The organism is Bradyrhizobium sp. UFLA03-84 (genome assembly GCF_002289535.1).
In the GTDB taxonomy this organism is placed as follows: Bacteria; Pseudomonadota; Alphaproteobacteria; order Rhizobiales; family Xanthobacteraceae; genus Bradyrhizobium; species Bradyrhizobium viridifuturi.
Genome location: NZ_NSJY01000004.1, coordinates 1 through 19,893 on the forward strand (window position 1 = coordinate 1; position 19,893 = coordinate 19,893).

The 19,893-nt window shown below is 60.9% G+C and carries 15 protein-coding genes and 2 pseudogenes; 6 read left to right on the top strand and 11 right to left on the bottom strand.

The features are described 5' to 3' along the window. Positions 1-518, top strand: a 518-nt coding sequence (locus tag CK489_RS02570) for a site-specific integrase (protein ID WP_143278077.1), incomplete at its 5' end; no start/stop codon positions are given. A 639-nt stretch (positions 519-1,157) separates the two neighbouring features. Here CK489_RS02570 and CK489_RS41200 read toward each other — a convergent pair. After that, positions 1,158-1,325 (bottom strand): hypothetical protein, encoded by a 168-nt coding sequence (locus CK489_RS41200; RefSeq protein ID WP_158226397.1) that lies wholly within the window; start codon positions 1,323-1,325, stop codon positions 1,158-1,160. 82 nt (positions 1,326-1,407) lie between these two features. Here CK489_RS41200 and CK489_RS42840 point away from each other — a divergent pair. Both CK489_RS42840 and CK489_RS42845 read left to right on the top strand, forming a co-directional pair. Then, positions 1,408-1,557, top strand: a pseudogene (locus tag CK489_RS42840) (DUF6894 family protein); the annotation flags it as partial. A 536-nt stretch (positions 1,558-2,093) separates the two neighbouring features. Continuing rightward, positions 2,094-2,214 (top strand): annotated as a pseudogene (locus tag CK489_RS42845) (IS1 family transposase); the annotation flags it as partial. A gap of 47 nt (positions 2,215-2,261) precedes the next feature. Here the strand turns inward: CK489_RS42845 and CK489_RS02580 are convergent. The 8 genes from CK489_RS02580 to CK489_RS02620 all read right to left on the bottom strand — a co-directional run bounded on the left by CK489_RS02580 (position 2,262) and on the right by CK489_RS02620 (position 13,149). Then, positions 2,262-2,813, bottom strand: coding sequence for a Spy/CpxP family protein refolding chaperone (locus CK489_RS02580; protein WP_095731215.1), 552 nt, complete (start codon positions 2,811-2,813; stop codon positions 2,262-2,264). A 170-nt stretch (positions 2,814-2,983) separates the two neighbouring features. Beyond that, on the bottom strand, positions 2,984-3,553 hold the full coding sequence (locus CK489_RS02585) for a cytochrome b (protein WP_095731201.1): 570 nt from the start codon (positions 3,551-3,553) through the stop codon (positions 2,984-2,986). A 773-nt stretch (positions 3,554-4,326) separates the two neighbouring features. Next, the gene (locus CK489_RS02595) at positions 4,327-4,650 is read right to left on the bottom strand and encodes a DUF3240 family protein (RefSeq protein ID WP_095731202.1); all 324 of its coding nucleotides are present in this window, start codon (positions 4,648-4,650) and stop codon (positions 4,327-4,329) included. After that, positions 4,647-7,724, bottom strand: coding sequence for an efflux RND transporter permease subunit (locus CK489_RS02600; protein ID WP_095731203.1), 3,078 nt, complete (start codon positions 7,722-7,724; stop codon positions 4,647-4,649). The genes CK489_RS02595 and CK489_RS02600 overlap by 4 nt, the downstream gene beginning before the upstream one ends. 2 nt (positions 7,725-7,726) lie before the next feature. Beyond that, the gene (locus CK489_RS02605) at positions 7,727-8,863 is read right to left on the bottom strand and encodes an efflux RND transporter periplasmic adaptor subunit (protein WP_502694096.1); all 1,137 of its coding nucleotides are present in this window, start codon (positions 8,861-8,863) and stop codon (positions 7,727-7,729) included. Between the two features lie 235 nt (positions 8,864-9,098). Next, positions 9,099-10,694, bottom strand: a complete 1,596-nt coding sequence (locus CK489_RS02610) for an MBL fold metallo-hydrolase RNA specificity domain-containing protein (RefSeq protein ID WP_095731205.1) — start codon at positions 10,692-10,694, stop codon at positions 9,099-9,101. Beyond that, positions 10,691-11,611, bottom strand: a complete 921-nt coding sequence (locus CK489_RS02615; protein ID WP_095731206.1) for a ribose-phosphate diphosphokinase — start codon at positions 11,609-11,611, stop codon at positions 10,691-10,693. Before CK489_RS02615 ends, CK489_RS02610 begins: the two co-directional genes overlap by 4 nt. Next, complete coding sequence (locus CK489_RS02620; protein ID WP_095731216.1) at positions 11,608-13,149, bottom strand: thymidine phosphorylase family protein; 1,542 nt, start codon at positions 13,147-13,149, stop codon at positions 11,608-11,610. Before CK489_RS02620 ends, CK489_RS02615 begins: the two co-directional genes overlap by 4 nt. 158 nt (positions 13,150-13,307) lie before the next feature. Here CK489_RS02620 and CK489_RS02625 point away from each other — a divergent pair, with 158 nt between their 5' ends. Further along, on the top strand, positions 13,308-13,622 hold the full coding sequence (locus CK489_RS02625) for a hypothetical protein (protein ID WP_095731207.1): 315 nt from the start codon (positions 13,308-13,310) through the stop codon (positions 13,620-13,622). A gap of 30 nt (positions 13,623-13,652) precedes the next feature. On the opposite strand, the gene CK489_RS02630 is transcribed toward CK489_RS02625, so the two are convergent. Then, positions 13,653-16,379, bottom strand: a complete 2,727-nt coding sequence (locus tag CK489_RS02630; RefSeq protein ID WP_095731208.1) for a cation-translocating P-type ATPase — start codon at positions 16,377-16,379, stop codon at positions 13,653-13,655. 139 nt (positions 16,380-16,518) lie between these two features. Here CK489_RS02630 and CK489_RS02635 point away from each other — a divergent pair, with 139 nt between their 5' ends. Beyond that, complete coding sequence (locus CK489_RS02635; protein WP_095731209.1) at positions 16,519-17,103, top strand: hypothetical protein; 585 nt, start codon at positions 16,519-16,521, stop codon at positions 17,101-17,103. A 37-nt stretch (positions 17,104-17,140) separates the two neighbouring features. Here the strand turns inward: CK489_RS02635 and CK489_RS02640 are convergent, their stop codons facing one another. After that, positions 17,141-19,438 (bottom strand): heavy metal translocating P-type ATPase, encoded by a 2,298-nt coding sequence (locus CK489_RS02640; RefSeq protein ID WP_095731210.1) that lies wholly within the window; start codon positions 19,436-19,438, stop codon positions 17,141-17,143. A gap of 179 nt (positions 19,439-19,617) precedes the next feature. Between CK489_RS02640 and CK489_RS40520 the strand changes: the two genes are divergently transcribed. Next, positions 19,618-19,866 (top strand): hypothetical protein, encoded by a 249-nt coding sequence (locus CK489_RS40520; RefSeq protein ID WP_143278078.1) that lies wholly within the window; start codon positions 19,618-19,620, stop codon positions 19,864-19,866. Positions 19,867-19,893 lie beyond the last annotated feature (27 nt).

Genomic DNA, 19,893 nt, shown 5'->3' on the forward strand with positions numbered 1-19,893 from the left:
CCCAACGCCGTGATGAAGTAGGCAGTGCACAATGGGCCGAGCTTGATACCGGTTCGGGACTCTGGACACTCCCAGCCACCCGGACCAAGAACCATCGCGAGCACGTGCTGCCATTGGTTCCCGCCGCCTTAGCCCTGCTCCCACGCCGCCGGGATGGCCGAGACTTCCTCTTCGGTGACGGACCCCGACGCAGTGGTGACCCGCACCGTGGTTTCTCGGGCTGGTCAAAGTCGAAGTCGGCGCTTGATGCGCGCATTGCGCAAGCCTTGGGCGAGCCGCTGCCCCATTGGACGGTTCATGATCTTCGGAGATCAGCGTCCACGATGATGGCCGACCAGCTAGGCGTCTTGCCACACATCGTGGAAGCGATCCTAAACCACGTCAGCGGTCACCGGGCTGGCGTTGCCGGGGTGTATAACCGCGCCCGGTATGCGAGCGAGATGCGCGAGGCGCTCCAACGCTGGGCACGGCACGTTGAGGCCCTGGCAGTCCGAAGGCTGGGAGAGGTTGCCGCATGACCGCGGGCTTGGGCCTTCCTACCGGAGGCCCTGGCGGATCTGTCGGGATCCACTCCTCGTTGAGGGAGCTAGCCTGCAGGCGGCGAGTACGAGCCGGCAGACCGCTCGGACCGAAACACTACATTGCTAAGCCCAAGTTTTCGAAGTCCCGTTTTCCTACAGAAGGACGGCCTAGCTCTCGCGCGACCTGTGGCCGGCAGGTTCAAACCCTGGAGCGCACGGTATCGATATTCACTCCAAGTTCCGATCTGACAGCCGGCGGGAAGTTGGGCCGCGAATAAAAGCCACGATTTTGGGCGCTGGACTGTGTCCGGCCTCAGTGGCCCAGTTTGAAAATCGCAGTGGTCTGAATGGGTTGGTCGGCGTTCCCAATATTCGTACCGAGTCTATGCCCCATTCGGCATAACGAGTTTCTATAGGGACGGAAGGCCGCTCCCCACATGGTTCTCCGTAAGGATGGCCCGGGGTTCTCCGTGGGTGAACGGAGTTCCGTTTCGGATTGTCGCGAGAGATCGTTCCATGCCGTTTCGCGGGCCCCACGCCCGAGGAACAACTGTTCACTTTGTAACTTAAGGACTCGGCGTCTTGGAGGCGCGTCCAATGGGTCCAGTAGGGCAAAGAATCCAAGAGATTGAGAAGCTACTCATCAAGTCCTGCAGCTGCGGCAAGCAACCAGAATTGGTGCGCACCATGTTGAATGTGCACACCGGCAAACATGTCCGCATATTCGAATGCAAGTGCGGCAAGCGAACCTGGGACGGCTAGTGCGGCAGGAACTAACTCGCTTGCGCTCTTGTTGGCATGCATGACGCTCTACTTCTTCGACATCAGAGACGAGACGGGCTTCTATCCCGATGAAGAAAGGGTAGAGCTATAGGACGACCGGGCCGCAAAGATCGAGGCCGCCCAGACGCTCGCGCAGATCGCGCGGGACACGGCTCAGACTGATGGCCGCCCCATTTCGATAGAGGTTCGCTCCGACGCTCGACCGCTATTCCACGCCGCCTTCGCCATTCAGAAAGGCGACTCAAAGCACTAGAAGGGCGCGTTAGCTTCGTATGAGTGAGCCGAATTACAGGACGTGCGTGTGCGGGGCGATCTACCTTCGCCTTGAGTCTTCCGCTCCAACTCGACAGGCCGGCAGATTTGATTGTGCAGTGTGCGGGATTACTCTGGAAAGCTGGAACGCGTCTTGGGTCCCGCGCTATCGGCTGGTGATAGGCCCGCTGAAAATGCCGGAATAGTGAGGCCGCCTCAGTTGGCGGCCTCTTCTTCGTCATCCTCATCTTCAAGGACGGCCTTCTGGGCCTCATGAGCTTGCCGATCTCCTTGGGACCCATCTTCCCTTCGATCAAAGGCGCACGTTCGCTTCGCGCCCAACCTTGTTGCGCATCCACTCGGATCACCGGCTGAAAGAACGACGCTGGGCTTTTCAAACGGGATTACGGGGCCCGCGATGCGTTCGGCGACAGTGCCTCGCATGGCGTGATCGTAAAACCTACTCGGTAACGCACCTCGTAAAGGAAGCGCAGGGCCGCTACCCCGGCCGCCGTAGTAGCGGTAGACAGCGAGGTAGTATCCGGCGATCCGGATCAATACGTTTCAACTAGCTACGTTGAGCGCCAGAACCTCACGCATGGCGTCGCGTCGGTTCACCCGGTTGACGAACGGTTCTAGCAAGAAGCCGGATAACCATTGTTCTTAAAGACCATGGATAGCGGTTCTTGTCCAACGTTCCTTCGATCACATCATGCCCATCGGACTCCAAAACAACTGATCCGCAGCTTTTTTCTGACCGTCGCTGAGCGTATCGTAGAGAGGCTTGAGCGTCTTGTTCATGACACGCATCGCATCGAGTTGTGCGCTCAATAGCTGCTCACTCTGGTCAAGCCGGTCCGGCAAACTTAGGTGAGAATCACGTTTGCCCATCATGGTCGTGCAGCGGGCAACCAAGGCTTTCGCATTGTCGCGCGCGGCAGTAGCGTAGGCGTTCCAAAGCGACTCCTGCGCATTCGTCACCTTGAGCTCCGCTTTGATGTAGGCCAAGCGTCCCTCGATATGGCTGCCCATCGCGGCACACATCGCTTCCGCGGATCTGCTCCCTCCCATCATCCCAGGGCCCATGGAACCATCGCCCATCATGCCGATGAACCCGTAACCCATCATGCCGCGGGGACCCCAGGACCATCCGGGCGACGTACCTTGCTGCGCGGGCTGCTCCTGGGCGACGGCTGTGCCGAAAATTGCCGCCGCGATGGCAAGCGCGACCACCGCACTCTTGCTTAGAGCTCTCACGACGTTTCTCCTCCTCATAGGTCAAGTGCACAGGCGCATCATTGTCTTTAACCGCAATCGCATCTTGATTTTGGTCAAATGCAAACGAGGTGATACCTCTCGCCGATCGCTCGGAATTCGGCTATGGCGTTGGCACGAAGTTTTCCGCGACCGTGGGCCGCAGAGCCACTTCACATCTGCTTGCGCAGGCGCGGCAGCATGCGTCGTAGAGTGTTGTCGCCAAAAACAATATGATGCACGAGCGCGGCGATCATATGAAATGCCGCCAAAATCACGAGAACGTTGGCCAGAACCTCGTGCACTTCCTTGACGCTGTGCGCGAACACTTTATCAGCGAGCCACGGCGATGGAATTTCTCCGAGCCCAAATAGAAGTAGCGAGTGGCCTTGTGCGAACTGAAGCGCGATGCCGAACGCAGGTACCAACACCAAAAGTCCATAGAGGACGTAATGCATCAACCGAGACGCCGGATCGGTCCACTCTACCAACCATCTGCCGAACTCGGTGGGTACGCTTTCCGGCGGCGGGTTTGCAATACGCCACGGTATTCGCACGACTGCGACCATCAGAATAGCCAATCCGATCCAGATATGTGTAAGTAACCTAAAGCCCTGAGCCGAATTTTCGGAAAGCTCTTCACCGAACATTCCCAAGGTCCAGGCAACGATAACGAGAAGAACCGTCACCCAGTGCAACGTCTTGGCGACCGGGCCGTAGTCATTGCTCGCGACGTTCTTCATGGCTTGACCCTCATGTTGGAAAAGTAGGCTGTCCCGAGCGCGCGAAGTTGATCTGAATCAACGAGAATATTGAAGCAGTGGAGCGAACGAAATCGACCGGCCCTCATTCGCGCGCTCCGTTTTGGTGCTCTGTCTTGTAGGTGTGGCTGGCCCCGCTGCTTAGAAGCTTTCGGGCGCGGGCCGCTGTTCCAGCTTTGTTGTTGCGACGCCTGGCCCACGAGCTAAGCTACCGATCCCGATTACCGGAGACCTAGATCGCCTTGCCAGTCCTGCTCACGCTCCTGGGGCCTATTGTGGCCATCGGCTGGCTGTTCGGCTCGCAAATCGCATCATAATTCAACCTTCTCGCGAAGGACTTGCCGCAAAGCCTCACGCAACTCGCCCATGAATCGGATCGAGTTAATGGGGCACGTGGCTTCTCGGGCATTCAAGATATCAATCTTGGCAACGTCACTGCGCCAGTTCAAGGTCGATCAAACGCGCGTGCGCAGGTGCATCGGCAAGCAAGCGACGAGGCCAACAAGCGACGTTCAATGGAGCGGCGGGGGCCCGGCATCGACTTTGATCACCGCTAGTCCGGTCGAGATTGGAAGATGTCGCCTCGGCGCGAGGACGCCTCCAGCAAACGGTGAGCGAGAATGAAAGTCGGCATTTTTTTCGAGCGCCTGCGGTGAGAGCCACAAATGGCGCTGGACTGAGTTCAGGCCCTCTCGAGGGTTTCAGCTTGAACAGCCTCGGCCCGCAGCAGGCATGTTATTGCGGCCGCGGATACCTTATCGATTGGGGATATCGATCACTCCAAATTCCGATACGGGCATGATCCAATAAACCATTCTGGATCCCGCGAATGCGATCTTGAGCCGCTCCAACAGTTGCGCGGCCTCTTGCTCCTGAAGAATTTTCCGCACCATGATCTCGTCGGCGTGCCCCTTGACCCGCTCGGCCGACGTTTGCAGGCGGACGTCGGGACCGTGTCCCGCGGCGTCGGAGGCCGTGAAGCCCGGCACAAGATCGCGCTGTTCGCGCAGATAGTCGAAAAGCTCGTCCTGAAGCGATCGTGCGGCGATGAGCGTCAGGCAGACCCGTTCGGCACTCATTTGGCCTCCTTGGCGATGCCGCCGAACCGGCGATACAGAATCGGCAGAAGGATCAGTGTCAAAGCCGTCGACGAGACGAGGCCGCCAATCACCACGATGGCCAGCGGACGCTGGATCTCCGAGCCCGGACCGCTCGCGAAAAGAAGTGGGACGAGGCCGAGCGCAGTGATACTCGCCGTCATCAAGACCGGTCGGAGCCTGCGCTTGGCACCCTCCACGACGATGCGTCCCTCCGGCAATCCGTGGGCGCGGAGCTGGTTGAAATACGAGACCAGCACGACGCCGTTAAGCACGGCGATGCCCAGCAGTGCGATGAATCCCACGGAAGCGGGAACCGACAGGTATTCACCGGTCACCACCAGCGCAAAGACGCCGCCAATCGCCGCAAACGGGATATTGACCAATACCAAAAGCGCCTGACGGATCGAGCCGAATGCCGTGAACAGCAGCAGAAAGATGAGCCCGATCGCAACCGGCACCACGATCGAAAGGCGCGCGGCGGCGCGTTGCTGATTTTCGAACTGACCGCCCCAAGTGAGGCGGTAGCCCTGCGGCAGAGGTAGCTCCGCCGCTACCTTCTGCTTGGCAGCCTCGACGAAACCGACCATGTCGCGCCCCCGCACGTTGGTGCGCACGATGCTCATTCGATATCCGTTCTCGCGGCTGACCACGACGGGGCCGTCAACCCGATGAATGCGGGCCACCTGCGAGAGCGCGACGTGCTGGCCGTTGGCAAGTGTGAGCGGCAGGCTCGCCAAGAGCGTGGGCGCTTCGCGCGTCGTTTCGCTGCCCCGAATCAAGATCGGAGTACGGCGCCCTTCTTCCAGTACCGTGCCGATGGTTCGACCTTCGATCTGGGTGCGCAGCGAGTTTGAGATCGCATCGACGGTCAGGCCAAGACGTCCCGCCTCCATGCGGTTCACTGCAACCGTATAGTATTGCGCCCCCTCGTTGAGGGTGGTGTAGACGTCCTCGGCGCCCTCGATGCTGGACAGTACGGCGGACAGCTTGCCGGCAATCTCATTGAGCTTCGCGATGTCGGGCCCAAAGATCTTCACGGCGACGTCTCCTCGCACGCCGCTGATCATCTCCTGCACGCGCATGTCGATCGGCTGCGTGAAGCTAAGCGACAAGCCGGGAAAATCAGCCAGCACGTGCCGAAGCTCCTCAATCAGGGAGGAGTTGTCGGTCGACTTTCGCTCTTCTGCGGATTTCAGAACCAGGAATGTATCAGTCTGATTCGGTCCCATCGGATCCAACCCGAGTTCGTCTGATCCGGTTCGGGCCACGATGCCTTTCACGTCCGGCACCTTGGCCAGGATGGCGGACTGGAGCTTCTTGTTGATCGCAATCATTTCGTCGAGATTAATCGACGGCAGCGCCTCGACGCTGACGATCGTATCGCCTTCGTCCATCGTCGGCATAAATGTCTTGCCGAGTTGTGTGTAGGCATAGCCTGCTGCGGCCAACGCGACGACGGCCGCGATGATGACCTTGCGCTCGTTCTTCAGGGCCCAACTAAGTGCAGGGGCGTACAGGACCGTGGCGGTCCGGATCAGCCACGGCTCGTGGTGTGACGTGCTCTTCAGCAGAAAAGAGGTCGCGACAGGAATTACCGTGAGTGCCAGCAGCAGTGAAGCGCCGAGCGCGAAAATGATCGCAAGAGCGACGGGGATGAACAGCTTTCCCTCGAGTCCCTGAAGCGTCAGCAGTGGCACGAATACGATGATGATGATCAGCACGCCCGACGCGACCGGCTGCAGGACCTCGCACACCGACCGGAAAATGACATGGACGAGCGGGGTTGCCCTTCCCGTCGGTTCCTTGCTGAGATTCCCCACCACGTTCTCGACGACCACCACCAGCGCGTCGATCAGCATGCCGATCGCGATGGCAAGACCGCCAAGGCTCATCAGATTCGCCGACATCCCGACGACACGCATGACGATCAGCGCGATGACGATCGCAAGCGGCAGGCTCAGGGCGATCACTAGCGAGGCGCGCCAGTTGCCGAGAAACAGCAGCAGCAGAACAATGACCAGGACGGTCGCCTCGCCGAGCGCGCGGATCACCGTTCCCACGGCTCGGTCGACCAGCCGGCCACGGTCGTAGAACACGTTGATGGTGACGCCCTGAGGCAGCCATGGCTTGAGCTCGTCGAGGCGGGCGCGGATATCGCTGACAAGCTGGCGGGCGTTGGCTCCGCGCAGGCCAAGAACGAGTCCTTCGACGGTCTCGCCGCGACCATCGGCCGTGACCGCGCCATAGCGCGTCAACGACCCCGCCTGGACCCGGGCCACATCCTTGACCCGGATCGGAATGCCGTCCTTGGTGTCGATGACGATCTGCCTGATATCCTCGATCGAGCGGATGCTGCCCTCGACCCGTACCAGCGCGCTGTCTTCGCCCTGGTTGACTCGGCCAGCGCCATCATTGCGGCTGTTGGCATCAATGGCACGCCGAAACAGCTCATAGGAAATGCCGCGTGCCGCGAGAGCATCGCTAAGGGGCACAATCTCGAAGGCCCGGACATAGCCGCCCAGCGAGTTGACGTCGGCGACACCAGGAACGGTGCGCAGCGCCGGGCGGATCACCCAATCGAGCAGGCTGCGTCGCTCGGTCAGCGACAGGTCGGGACTGTCGATCGTGAACATGAACATTTCGCCGAGCGGGCTCGTTATCGGCGCCAACCCACCAGTCACTCCCTCGGGAAGGTCGCGCGAGATGTTGGACAGGCGTTCCGACACCTGGTTACGCGCCCAGTAAATATCAGTGCCGTCCTCAAAATCGACGGTAATGTCCGCAAGCGCATATTTGGTCGTGGAGCGAAGGATCTTCTTGTTCGGTAGCCCAAGCAGTTCAAGCTCGATCGGAACGGTGATCCGCTGCTCGACCTCTTCCGGGGTGAGACCGGGCGCCTTCATGATCACCTTGACCTGGACGGGCGAGACGTCCGGAAAGGCGTCGATCGGCAGGCTCGGCAGCATCACCACCCCGGCACCAATCAGCAGAAGCACGCCGAGCGAAACGAACAGCCGCTGGGAAAGCGCAAATGCGACAAGGCGCTTGAGCATGACTAGCCGGCTCCGAGCTTGAGCAGGATTCCGCGCAGCGCGGAGATACCGCCGACAGCGACTTCGTCCTTGTCGGTTATGGCGCCGGAGACCACGACGTGGTCCTGGTCCTCCTCGAGCAGCGTGACCGGTACCAGACGAAAGCCGCCCTGGGTTGCCACGAACACCGAGGCCTGCTCGCCGCGCCGGATCAACGCAGTATAGGGAAGCTCCCATGCGCTTTCAGCCGAGGAGGCAAAGCCTATTCGCGCCTGAGCTGTCTGCCCGGGCCGCAGTTCGCCCGTATTGGCGACTTCCGCGCGGACAAGGATGGTCTGGGTCCCCGCATCGGCGGTTTCAGAGATCAGCACGACCTCGCCCAGCGTCGTATAACCATCAACTTCCACCTTCGCGCCCGACCTGATGGCGCGGATGTTCGATGCAGGAACCGCTATCTCAATCCATAGGGGAGATAGTTGTGCGAGCTTGATCAGCGAAGCCGTTTGCTCCACTCGCTGGCCAGGAGAAACCAGGATGTCGACGACGGTCGCCGATCGCGGCGCTGCAACCGAAAGCGTCGCGTTGATCGCAGCCTCGTTGGTCAGCTTCGTGATTGCATCATCCGAAAGGCCGCTCAGCCGAAGCACCTGCCGCCGCTCCGCAACCAGAATGCTCGTTTGCCGGGCTTCGGTCTGACTGGCCTCCAGAACTCGTTGCGCCACAGTATTCGTCTGGTAGAGCTGGGTGTTGCGGTTCAGTTGTTGGGTGGCCAGAATGTCCTGTGCAACGGCTTGCAGGTAGTCGCGCTGCTGCGAGACGAAGCTCGGACTTTCCATCGCGACGAGTGGCTGACCGGCGCGGACGCGGTCCCCTCGCGCGACCGAAAGGCCGGTCACCATGCCGGCCACCGGACTGCTCACGACCCACAATTGCGGCGTGGGAATCACGATCTGCGCAGGATAGGGCAGCGTCTTGTCGGTCGGACTCGCGACTGGATGAACGACGCGAACCCCCAAACTCGTTGCCTGCTCGGGCGTGAGCTTAATGGCATCCTCGGCCATTGCAACGGATGGTAAGCCGATAAGCGCCAATGCGAGCATGACTCGAACTCGGCTCGACCATGACGTCAAACGCGAGCCCATGCGACGAGATTTTGTCATTAGTCTCTCCACGCAGCCAGCGCGCATAACCTCCGCGAAGCGGAGACTCAGCGGGCACTGCATCGATAGGGCGGAAGCATACTACTGTCCGGGTAACGGGAGGTTGTTGATCTATGTCAGCTATTTGTCAGGTGGCGATTGGGTTGACCGGCATGGCGGCCAGCGCAGGTATCGTGAGCGTCAAGGTAACGATCGCGTAGCGGGTAGATCTCAACCGAGTTTGCAGATGCACGCTTCACACCTGTTCGAGAGCTCTTCGCAGTCTCCGTATGATCACGCCGCGCGCCCGGTCGTCCGCCGCTGCATCGATCTGCTCGTTGATATCGAGAATTAGCCTGGACATATCGTTGTGCCAGTCGAGATTGACGACGGCATCGGGAGCAAGCCTACGCCGCCGCACGACGTCGAGAGGCGTTGGCGCGGCCGTGGAAAGTTCGTAAATGTCATCGAGCACGGGCTTGAAGATGCTGGCAGTCGGGATTGTTCGCTCGGCTATTCGTTGGGCGAGACCTTCGAGTGCGGGCTCCTCGCCGTGGGTGATGAACACGCCGCGATGAATCGGCCGCCGCGAGGCAATCCAGCGAGCCAGTTCGGGGCCGTCGGCATGCCCGGAATATGCATCGAGGTACCTTATTCGCGCCGCGACCTTGACTTCCTCGCCCCGTATCCGCACAGCCTTTGCGCCGTCGTGCAGGAATCGCCCGAGCGTGCCCTGCGCTTGGAAGCCGACCAGCAGCACAGTCGCTTCACGCCGCCACAACCAGCGCTTCAAGTGATGCCGGATGCGACCGGCCTCGCACATACCGCTAGCCGCGATAATGATGTGAAAGCCGGACAGCCTGGCGATCGACTTGCTCTCGTCGACCGTCTCGGTGAACCGCAATTGCGGCGAGGCCAGCAACCTATCGAGGTCGAGATCGGCATCGAGACTTGCCGCGTGTCTGCGGAACACCTCGGTGGCCCGGATCGCCAGTGGAGAGTCCAGAAACACGGGCGCGGTGGGTATCTCCCCCCGCTCCATCAGGTAAACGAGATCGACGATCAGCTCTTGCGTGCGCTCAACGGCAAAGGCTGGAATAAGCAATGCGCCCTTGGTGGCAGCAGCATCGCGCACCTCCTGCGCCAAGTTTGCGCGCCTGAGCGACGCTGTTGTCGATGGGCGGTCGCTGTCGCCATAGGTGGACTCCGAAATTACATAGTCGAAACCGGCCGGAGCATCCGGGTCCGGCTCCAGTAACTTGGCGTCCGGTCCGAGATCGCCGGACGCGAGTATGCGCAATGGCGCTTCGCCCGCACCGCGGCTGGCAAATTCGATCTCGATCGAGGCAGAGCCGAGCAGATGGCCCGCGTTCCAGTAACGGGCGCGGACGCCTGGCATCGCTTCGAACCATCTCTGGTATTCGACTGGCCGAAAAGCATCGAGCGTGGCCATTGCGTCGGCTTGGGTGTAGATGGGTTTGACTTCATCACGACCGCGAGCCGTGTTCCGCCGATTCAAAGCGGCGACCTCGGACTCTTGTATGTTTCCTGCATCGGGAAGCATGTACGAACACAGGTCGATGGTGCCGCGTGTTGCCAAGATGTGGCCGGAAAAGCCCTCGCGCTTGAGCTTTGGCAACAGGCCGCTGTGGTCGATATGCGCGTGTGTCAGCAACACCGCATCAATCTCCTTCGGACGAAACGGAAACGGAGCATAGTTCAGCGCCTTCAATGTTTTCGGCCCCTGAAACAGACCGCAATCGACCAGGAGGCGTCCTGTGGGCGTATTGAAAAGGTAGCAAGAGCCGGTGACCGTGCGGGCTGCGCCGCAAAACTGGATGGTGATGCTCACGCTCCATTCTCCGCGATCGACGTGACGACCACCTCTCGCCGCAATGCGTCGGCGAGAATGCGATCCAGGGCAATGCCGTTGGTCGGATGGGGCACGCTGTTGGTGGACCGTAATGAACGGATGCCGGCGCGACTGAATTCGTTCAGCAACTCCGGCGGGAACAGCGCGTGAACCACCACGGCATCGATTGAGCTGACGCCAGATGATGCAAGCGCTTCCGCGCAGATAAAAAGCGTGCCGCCCGAGGAGACGATATCGTCAACGAGGACCACAGGACGGTGCCAAAGCCGTGCGGCATCGGAGAAGACGATCTGTACAGAACGATCGCCAAAGCGGACCTTCTCCCCCACGGCAAAGGCCAGCCCGAGCCGGTCCGCGAGACCGCTTACCCAGGGCAGGGATTCTGTGTCGGGACCGACGACAAGGGTGGTGGAGTCGAGCGTATGAGCGCGAAGCATGGATTCGATCGCCGACGCCGCGGACAGATTGTCGGTCTCGAGTCCGGGAAATACCTGGCTCAAGGTCGCGGTGCGGTGCAGATGCGCTTCCACCGTGACCACACGGTCGAAGGTCTTTGCGAGGAGATCGCCAATGGCGCGCTGACTGATAGCTTCGCCGGCGTGGAACGCCGCGTCCTGACGCATGTATCCGAGATAAGGCGCAACCAGCACCAGCCGATGGGCTCCTCCACGCCGTAATGCTTCCGCTGCGAACAACAGCGCGATCAGCTTTTCGTTCGGATCATTGAGCGAACAGCAAATGACAGTCGTCGGTGCGGCCGGCCCGACGGTAACGCGCAGCTCTCCGTCGGGAAATCGATGCAAGGCAATCTCATGCCCGGGGGCGTCAAGCTGCTCCGCGAGGGCCCTGCCAATGCCGGCAGAGGTCGGCATCCACTGGATCACGGCGCCCATCATGCTCTCACCCCGGCAGGCGAGTTGTGACCGTCGACCTGATAGCCAGGCTCGCTCAGAGCCATTGCCAACGCAAGCTCGAACTGGGACGGCTCAAACGCGTGAATGCGGTAAAGTGGCTCGCCTTGATCGACACCGTCGCCGATCTTCTTGAACAGCTTGATCCCCGCCCCTTTATCCAGGGGCGCGCCAGCGGTACGCGCCAACCGGTTCAAGCGAAGGCAATCGATGGTGGACACGATGCCATCTTTCGCGGCACGTATATCGGCTGTCAGCGGGCCGGTTTCAAGCCGATACAACGTCGGGCCTTGAGCTTCGATGATCTTCTGCATTTGTCGAAGCGCGGCGCCGCTCTCCAACAGTTCGCGCGCGCGGGCATAGCCTGCGCCGCCCCGCAACGCCGGGTCACGTTCCAGAAGATGGGCGGCTAGCCTCAATGACTTTTCGAGCAAATCGCGCGGCGCGAGAGGCTCGTTAGCCAGCACCGCCATGACATCCTGGGCTTCGAGCGCCGGACCTATGCCGCTACCTATCGGCTGGCGGCCGTCTGTCGTCACGACTTCCGTCTCAATGCCGAAATGATCGCCGACGAACTCGAACAGCTTGCGGAGCCGCATTGCTTCCGATGCGCTGGTGAGCTTTGCCTTCGGTCCGATCGGCAGATCGATGAGAAGATGAGTCGAGCCCGCCGCAAGCTTCTTGGACAGGATGGAGGCAACCATTTGCTCATGAGTGTCGAGCGAGAGCGGCCGTTCGACGCCGATCAGAATATCATCAGCCGGCGACAGGTTGACGTGGCCTCCCCAAACGAGACAGCCGTTACAAGCGGCGACGACCTCCTTCATGGCCTCCACACTGAGATCAACTCGCGCCAGCACTTCCATCGTGTCGGCCGTTCCGGCAGGCGAAGTGATCGCGCGAGATGAGGTCTTGGGGATGGTCAAGCCATGCGCTGCCACGATCGGCACTACGATCATGGAAGTACGATTCCCTGGAATACCGCCAATGCAATGCTTGTCGACGATGACGTTCGAATTCCATTTGAGCTGTGTGCCGGCTTTGGACATGGCGCCGGTGAGCGCGAGCAGCTCTCCTGACGTCATGAAGCCGGCCGAACTGACAAGGAACGCGGCAATTTCCACGTCCGAATAGCGATAGTGCGCGAGATCTTCGACAATAGCGTCTATATCGGAAGCCCCTAGTGTTCGTCCCTGAATCTTTCCGCGCACGGCGTCCAGACTTGCCGGCGACGGTGCGGGCGTGACCGAAACGAAAGTGCCGATCGGCTCTGCAAAGCGGTGAAAGGCGGGCTCCGCAAGCCCGAGCTCGTTTGGTCCCACTAGGCTATCGTCGTCGGTCAGCAGCAGGGTCGCCAGCAGCACTTTCGAGCTGCTGCGCAGCTCAACCCTGCTGAAGCCGCGAAACACTTCCGGGCGCAGGGCGGTCGAGCGCCGCGAAATCACAGCCACGTTTTCGCGTCCAGTGTCGAGATTGACGCGGCATGATTTGAGCTGGGGACGGGTCGGCGTTAATTCGGCCATACGCGGCAAGATACCGGCATCGCCGTGGGTCATATTGACCCAAATCATTCTCGTGCCGGAGAGCGCTGCAGCAATCGGCAACGTCCAATAGGCCAATATCGATCACTATTTTGACCTCCTGACGAGCCAGGAACTCAGCAACAACAATCCGGCCGCTCATGACGCTCATGGTCGCCAAAGAGGAGGAGATGGGCCGGGATCTGGAGCATCTGCAGTTTGCCGAGGTCAGGACGGCAAGGGCTCGAGAACGCGTGAACTATCTGAGTAAGTTGCGCGACGCCTCTGCTAATGGCACACCGGAACGCCTACAAGCGGAAACGGTATTGGCCAACTTCGAGGCAATCCATCAGTCGATGGAGCAGTTCTGTCACCGCATGCGCAAGAAGCTCATCCGCTATCAACTTGGAATTCGATCAGGAGCGGATGTTATGAGCCAGAGAATGACGCCGATACACATCATGCCAATGATGTAAGGTAATATGAAGCTTAGTAACTCCTTCACTTCAACCTCCCGACCGTTCCTTTGCACCACTTTGTAGGGTGCATTTTCGCCTAGCAATTGTACGCTTCCGGCTAGAGCCGTCTTCGCCCCTGGTCAGCCATCCTCTGACAGCAGCGCTGATTGCCTGCGTGACGACGAGCGGAGCCAGACTAAGAAGAACGACGATTAACCACATCTCGGCTGTGGGAGGAGCAAGCTGCAATAGACGCGCAGCCGGTGGCAGGTAGGGCGGCACTGCGAGGAGCATTGCGCAAAGCAAGAGCGCGCTCCAAAGCCAACCATTTCGAGTGATTTCGTTTAAGACGAGCGGTGACTTCGAATCGCGCATGTTAAACGTGTGCCAGAGCTGCGCGAAACCAAGCGTGAAGAACGTGACAGTCACCGTTGCTCGAGAATCGAGACCGATCCAAGACGATGCAGCCAGCGCCCCGAACGTGCCAGCGGTCAACGCACTGGCCTGCAGGATTATCGTGATCCATTGCCGCCGACCCAAAATGGGCTCTCTTGGATCGCGCGGCGGATGCTTGAGGATACCGGCTTCACCTTCGCCCATCGCGAGTGCGAAGGCCGGAAAGACGTCCGTCACGAGATTGAGATACAGAATTTGCAGCGGCAGCAGCGGTAAAGGGAGCGCCGACAACACGGCTAATCCAACCACCATCACCTCGCTGAGATTGCAGGACAAGAGATAGGCGACGAAACGCCGAATATTGGCGAAGATGATGCGGCCTTCGCGGATCGCCCCAACGATGGTCGGAAATGCGTCGTCAAGCAAGATCATGGCCGCCGCCTCGCGTGCGACATCGGTGCCCCGCAGGCCCATTGCCACGCCGATATCTGCCTGCCGCAAGGCGGGTGCGTCGTTTACCCCGTCCCCGGTCATGGCGACGATCTCACCCGCGGCCTGATAGGCCCTGACGAGGGCAAGCTTCTCATCGGGGTTCACTCTTGCGAAAACTCCGACGTCGCGGAGTGCAGGCTGGCCCGTCTCGATCACCTGCGCAATCCTCTTACCTTCCACGACATTCGCAATGTTCTCGAGACCGACGGCGCGACCGATGCTTCGCGCGGTCACGGCGTGGTCGCCAGTGACCATGACGACCCGAATTCCCGCCTTCTGGCATTCCTGAATCGCCTGCGGTACGTCGACACGCGCGGGGTCTTCCAGACCGATGAGGCCGACCAGGACCAATCCCTCGTATGGCGGTGCATCGGCCAGCTCGTCCATTTTCATCGCGCAGGCGAGTACGCGCAGGCCGCTATGGCCGAGCTGATCGGCCCGGCCTAGCCACTCCGCTCGAGCCTGGTCGTCAAGAGCGATCTCGCCATGCTCGGTGGTTACGCGCGTCGCCACCGCCAAGACCGCTTCCGGCGCTCCCTTCACCGCCACCAGCACGCCGTCCCCACATTCGTGAGCCGTCGCCATCATCTTAGTGGCAGGATCGAAGGCGTGCTTGCGAAGAATCCGATGCCCATCCAGCAACGCCGCCCGCCTCAAGCCCACGTGCAATCCGGCACGTAAGAGTGCGACTTCCATCGGGTCCCCGCTGCCGCCTTCGTCCACGCGGTCGAGATGGGCATCATTGCAAAGAACCGCAATGCGGAGCAGGGCGGCTGCCAGTCGATCACCGGCGAGCAGCAAACGCTCACTCTTCTTTGGCCCCTCCGTATCGAGCACGACTTCAGTTGAGTCAGTGCAGAGCCGCCGCACCGTCATTCGGTTTTCGGTCAAGGTGCCGGTTTTGTCAGTGAGAATGACGGTGGTGGCCCCGAGCGTCTCGACTGCGGAAAGACGCTCGATCAGCGCATTCTGCCGCGCCATGCGCCACATGCCACGGGCGAGCGCAAGCGTTGCGACGACCGGGAGGCCCTCGGGAATTGCGGCCACGGCGAGCGCGATTGCCGCCTCCACCATCACGAGGGGATCTTCACCGCCGATGAGGCCGGCGACACCAATTGCAATGGCGACGACGATGGTCGCCAAGACAAGCTGCGTTGACAGGCGCCCGAGCTTGCGTTCGAGAGGCGAACTGCCTGGGTCGGCTTCGAAGACAAGCCGCGTCACCCGACCAAGTTCCGTGCGGAGGCCGGTCGCCACGACGATCCCGGTGCCTGTTCCCCGCGTGATCGCGGTGCCCTTGAACGCCATAGAGGCGCGATCGCCGAGACGCGTGTCTGCGCTGACCGGGCGCGTCTGCTTGGCGACGGCGACCGATTCACCTGTCAGCGTCGACTCGTCTGCGGACAGACTGGAAGTCTCAATGAGGCGGAGGTCAGCCGACACGGCGTCGCCAGCATCCAAGACAACAAGATCGCCCGGAACGAGCTCCTGGGCCGGCACGACATGAACGCGACCCTCGCGTCGGACGCGGGTGCCGCGCGCTCCAAGCGTTCGCAAAGCCTCAATTGACCGCGCCGCTTTCAGCTCTGTCCCGAAGCCGATCAGCGTGTTGATGGCGAGAACCGCAAAGATGGCGCTGCCCTCCTCTAGTTCGCCGAAATAAAACGCCAGTCCAGCTGCGCAACTCAAGAGATAGACGACCGAACTCTTGAATTGGTGCAATAGCAGCAGCATTCCGCCGATGGGGCGCCGCGAGGAGATCGTGTTTGCACCAAAACGCTTTCGCCGCGCCTTGACCTCAGCATCGGAGAGCCCTTCGGCACCGGACACACGCAACTGCCGAAGCAGCTCAGCGACAGGCAGAGCGTGCGGGCTGTCCGGCAGCATTGTCGGCTCAGCGACAGCGGGCTTTTCGATGGCAAACCTCCTTTACGCCAAAAAACTGGAACGTAAGATAGATGACCCTTGATAAGCGGTATTGACTTGAAGCAAGCGAGGGCGCCGAAAATCCGGAGCATGCAACCAGATGATTGCCCAAGCGTCCGAAGAGGTGATCGAACTTCGGGTCGACGACATCGCCCAGCTCTTCCACACCCTCGACCCCTTCCCGTTCCGCGAGCGTGACCTCGACAAGGAGGCGGAAGAATACATTGTCGGCTGGGCGCGCGAGCTTTCGGTCCGACAACCGATCCGAATTCGAGTTCATCATCCTAATACTGATGCGCAAGCGAAAGCCGCGCTGGAACTCCGCGACGCCTTTGATCACTATTTTGCGGACCGAGCGAGCGCAACTCAAAGAGATATCAACGAACTGTTCAGAATAGGCCGCTGGTCGCTGGCAATCGGACTAGCCATTCTGATCACGTGTCTGCTCTTTGCGCATGTAGTCGTTGGCGCGCTGTTTGCTAACCCGTTGCGGCGACTTCTGGAGGAGAGCCTATTGATCTTAGGGTGGGTTGCAAACTGGCGCCCCTTGGAGATTTTTCTATATGACTGGTGGCCGCTCGTTCGCCGGCGTGATCTGTATCGACGCCTTTCAAAGGCCGCTATCGAAACTCGGCCACATCCTGTTGTGAGCGAAGCTGGTGTCGTACTCCGCCAAGACGGTTAGTGTCGTTCCAGAGGAAAGAACACATCGACATTGCGGGCTACGCCGCCGCCTGCGTCGTCACAGCTTCGTAGATATCCTCCTCCTGGGCTGTGTGCATACGCACCAGCGTTTCGATCGCCTCGATGACGCGCTGGGCGTCTCGTGTGAGATAGCGGTCGATCTTCTCTGACGGCAGGTCCTCAACGATCCGGGCGAGCAGCCGGGCAAGGTGCAGTATCTCCCGATGGGCACGGCTCATCGCAGAGAGGCCGTGGCGGTCGCGCAGCACCTCAGCAATCTTCGGATAGACACTGTCCTCATCCGCGCGCTCGTGCATCACCACGCTGCTCTGAACAAGGCGCTGAGCTTCCGCAATCAACGCCACGGCAGTTTCTGGCGTCGCGTCGTCCAGCGCATCGACGATCTTGCGCAAGCGATCGAGGTCCCTGAGCAGGGACTGATGATCGTGATGCAACGCCAACCCCTGCTCCTCGGTAATGCGTGCCCCGCCTCTGGCAAGGGCCGGAGTGAGTGCCCGCAGTGCGTTCAGAATGACTGCAACGTCGATCACCTCCTGGACGATGGCCGCAGGCACCGGTTCAAGCCAGCCAATGGTGGCAGCTAGCATTGCCACTAAGGACAGCCCCATGCCCACAACAATGCTTTGCGAGGCAATGCGTCGTGCCCGCTGCGCGATGATGATCGCTTCGCTGACGCGATCGAGCCGGTCAGCCAAGATCACCGCATCGGCCGCTTCGGATGAAGCGCTGGCGCCGCGCGCACCGAGCGCCACGCCGATATCGGCTACGGCCAGTGCCGGGGCGTCATTGATGCCATCACCGACCATGATCGTGGGATGCAGCCGCTGTTCGGTGCGTACCGCCTCGACCTTGTCCGCAGGAACGCGATCGGCCAGCACGGCGTCGAGGTCGAGCGCGGCACCAATGGCTTGGGCTGCCGCCGCGCGATCGCCCGTGACCATCACCATTCGCGCGATACCGGCATCACGCAGCAGGCGGATCGCGCGCGGTGTGTCCGCCCGCAGTTCGTCTGCGAGCAGTAGCGCACCGATCGGATGCCCGTCCACGGCGACGAAGACGATCAGTGCCGAGCGCCATGAAGCGCGCCGGATCGCCCGCAGTTCCCAAGGTGACAGTTCGCCGTGCGAGCGAAGCAGTTCCCGCGAGCCCGCGGTGACCTGGCGCCCGTCAACCAAGCCGCACAAGCCGGTGCCCATGGTCTCCTTGACTTGTTCGGGCGCTTTCAGCTTGAGGCCACGATCGAGGGCCGCGGCGACGACGGTCTTGGCAAGCACGTGATGCGAGGCCTGCTCGAGCGATGCCCCAAGCCTGAGGACCTCATCAGGGTCCTCCCCCGGGGCGACCTCAATCGAAAGCAACCGCGCCCCTCCGACGGTCAGCGTGCCGGTCTTGTCAAACAGCACCGTGTGAGCGCGAGCCAGCGCCTCCAGCGCCCCTCCACCCTTGACAAGGATACCGCGCCGAGCCGCTCGCGCCACCCCGGCGATAAAGGCGACCGGTGCCGCCAAGATCAGGGGACAAGGCGTCGCTGCGACCAGCACCGCAAGGCTGCGCGTCAGATCACCGGAAATCCGCCATGCCAGGAAAGCAACGACGAGCGTTACCGGTAGAAGGATCAGCGCAAAACGATCGGCCATCCGCACAAAAGGAGCTTTCGCGGTTTGCGCCGCCGTCACCATGCGCACGATGCCGGCGTAGGTGCTCTCGCGGGCCGGCGCCGTCACGGTCAACTCGAAAATCTCGCCCGCATTCAGCGAGCCGGAGAGAACCGCGCTGCCGCGCGTCTTCTCGACCGGGATCGGCTCGCCCGTAACCGCGGACTCGTCGATGGTGGCCGAGACCGAGCCAACGATACCGTCGACCGGCACGACCTCGCCGGCCCTTACGAGGAGCTCTTCGCCGACCGAGACCGCGTCAACCGGAACCTCCTCGATCTCCCCGTCACTCTTGCGGTGTGCCTGCCGCGGCGCCCGATCGACCAGGGAGCGCAAGTCACGCTCCGCCCGTGCGATCGCAATATCTTCCAGCACGTTGCCGCCGGAATACATCAGCGCAACCACGGCGCCGGCAAGCGGGTGGCCCAGCGCCAACGCTGCACTCATCGACAACAGCGCAATCGCGTCCACTCCGAACCGACCGCCCAGAAGGTCCCTGACGATCGAGACCGCCAGTCCGCCGATCACGGGCGCGGTGCCGAGTTCCCATGCAATATCCGCCAGATCAGGGCGGCCGGAAACTCGCGCAAGAATACCCGCGGTCAACCCTGCGATTGCAATCGCAACAAGGGCCCACCGCAGGACCCGCTCAAACGACATGGCTTCGTTCCATCGCTACACGGACGCACTTTCTCCGCAAAACCAGCTTTGTCGCTTGAGCAGAATCAACCGCTAAGACGAGGAATGCCATCCAGAACGCGTCCTTAAGCGGCAGCAGCCATGACCTGGATCAACATCTGTCCGACCGTTGGGCCGATACTTTGTTACTGGAGGCCACCATGCGTATTCTAGTTCAACTCCTAGCGGTTATTTTCCTGCTGTCATCTGGCGCCGCATGCCTCGCCGATGAGATAGCAAAGCCCGAACGTTCCTTGTCAGCTCCGACGAACGGCGAAGCTCGGCCAAAGGCGATGAACCAAAAGGATTCGCATCGATTACAGGAAATGATGGACAAGAGGGACTGGGATCACCGCAAAGCTGGCCGCGACTGGCGGTTGCGGGGCAATAAAGAAAATCTGGGCCACTAAAGGACCGCCACACTTAGATTCACCCGG

Coding starts and splice junctions, on each gene's coding strand:
- CK489_RS02605 (WP_502694096.1), bottom strand. CDS start 8,863: ATGACAAAATCTCGTCGCATGGGCTCGCGTTTGACGTCATGGTCGAGC.
- CK489_RS41200 (WP_158226397.1), bottom strand. CDS start 1,325: ATGCATGCCAACAAGAGCGCAAGCGAGTTAGTTCCTGCCGCACTAGCC.
- CK489_RS02640 (WP_095731210.1), bottom strand. CDS start 19,438: ATGTCGTTTGAGCGGGTCCTGCGGTGGGCCCTTGTTGCGATTGCAATC.
- CK489_RS02635 (WP_095731209.1), top strand. CDS start 16,519: ATGATTGCCCAAGCGTCCGAAGAGGTGATCGAACTTCGGGTCGACGAC.
- CK489_RS02625 (WP_095731207.1), top strand. CDS start 13,308: ATGACGCTCATGGTCGCCAAAGAGGAGGAGATGGGCCGGGATCTGGAG.
- CK489_RS02620 (WP_095731216.1), bottom strand. CDS start 13,149: ATGGCCGAATTAACGCCGACCCGTCCCCAGCTCAAATCATGCCGCGTC.
- CK489_RS02585 (WP_095731201.1), bottom strand. CDS start 3,553: ATGAAGAACGTCGCGAGCAATGACTACGGCCCGGTCGCCAAGACGTTG.
- CK489_RS02630 (WP_095731208.1), bottom strand. CDS start 16,379: ATGCTGCCGGACAGCCCGCACGCTCTGCCTGTCGCTGAGCTGCTTCGG.
- CK489_RS02615 (WP_095731206.1), bottom strand. CDS start 11,611: ATGATGGGCGCCGTGATCCAGTGGATGCCGACCTCTGCCGGCATTGGC.
- CK489_RS40520 (WP_143278078.1), top strand. CDS start 19,618: ATGCGTATTCTAGTTCAACTCCTAGCGGTTATTTTCCTGCTGTCATCT.
- CK489_RS02595 (WP_095731202.1), bottom strand. CDS start 4,650: ATGAGTGCCGAACGGGTCTGCCTGACGCTCATCGCCGCACGATCGCTT.
- CK489_RS02600 (WP_095731203.1), bottom strand. CDS start 7,724: ATGCTCAAGCGCCTTGTCGCATTTGCGCTTTCCCAGCGGCTGTTCGTT.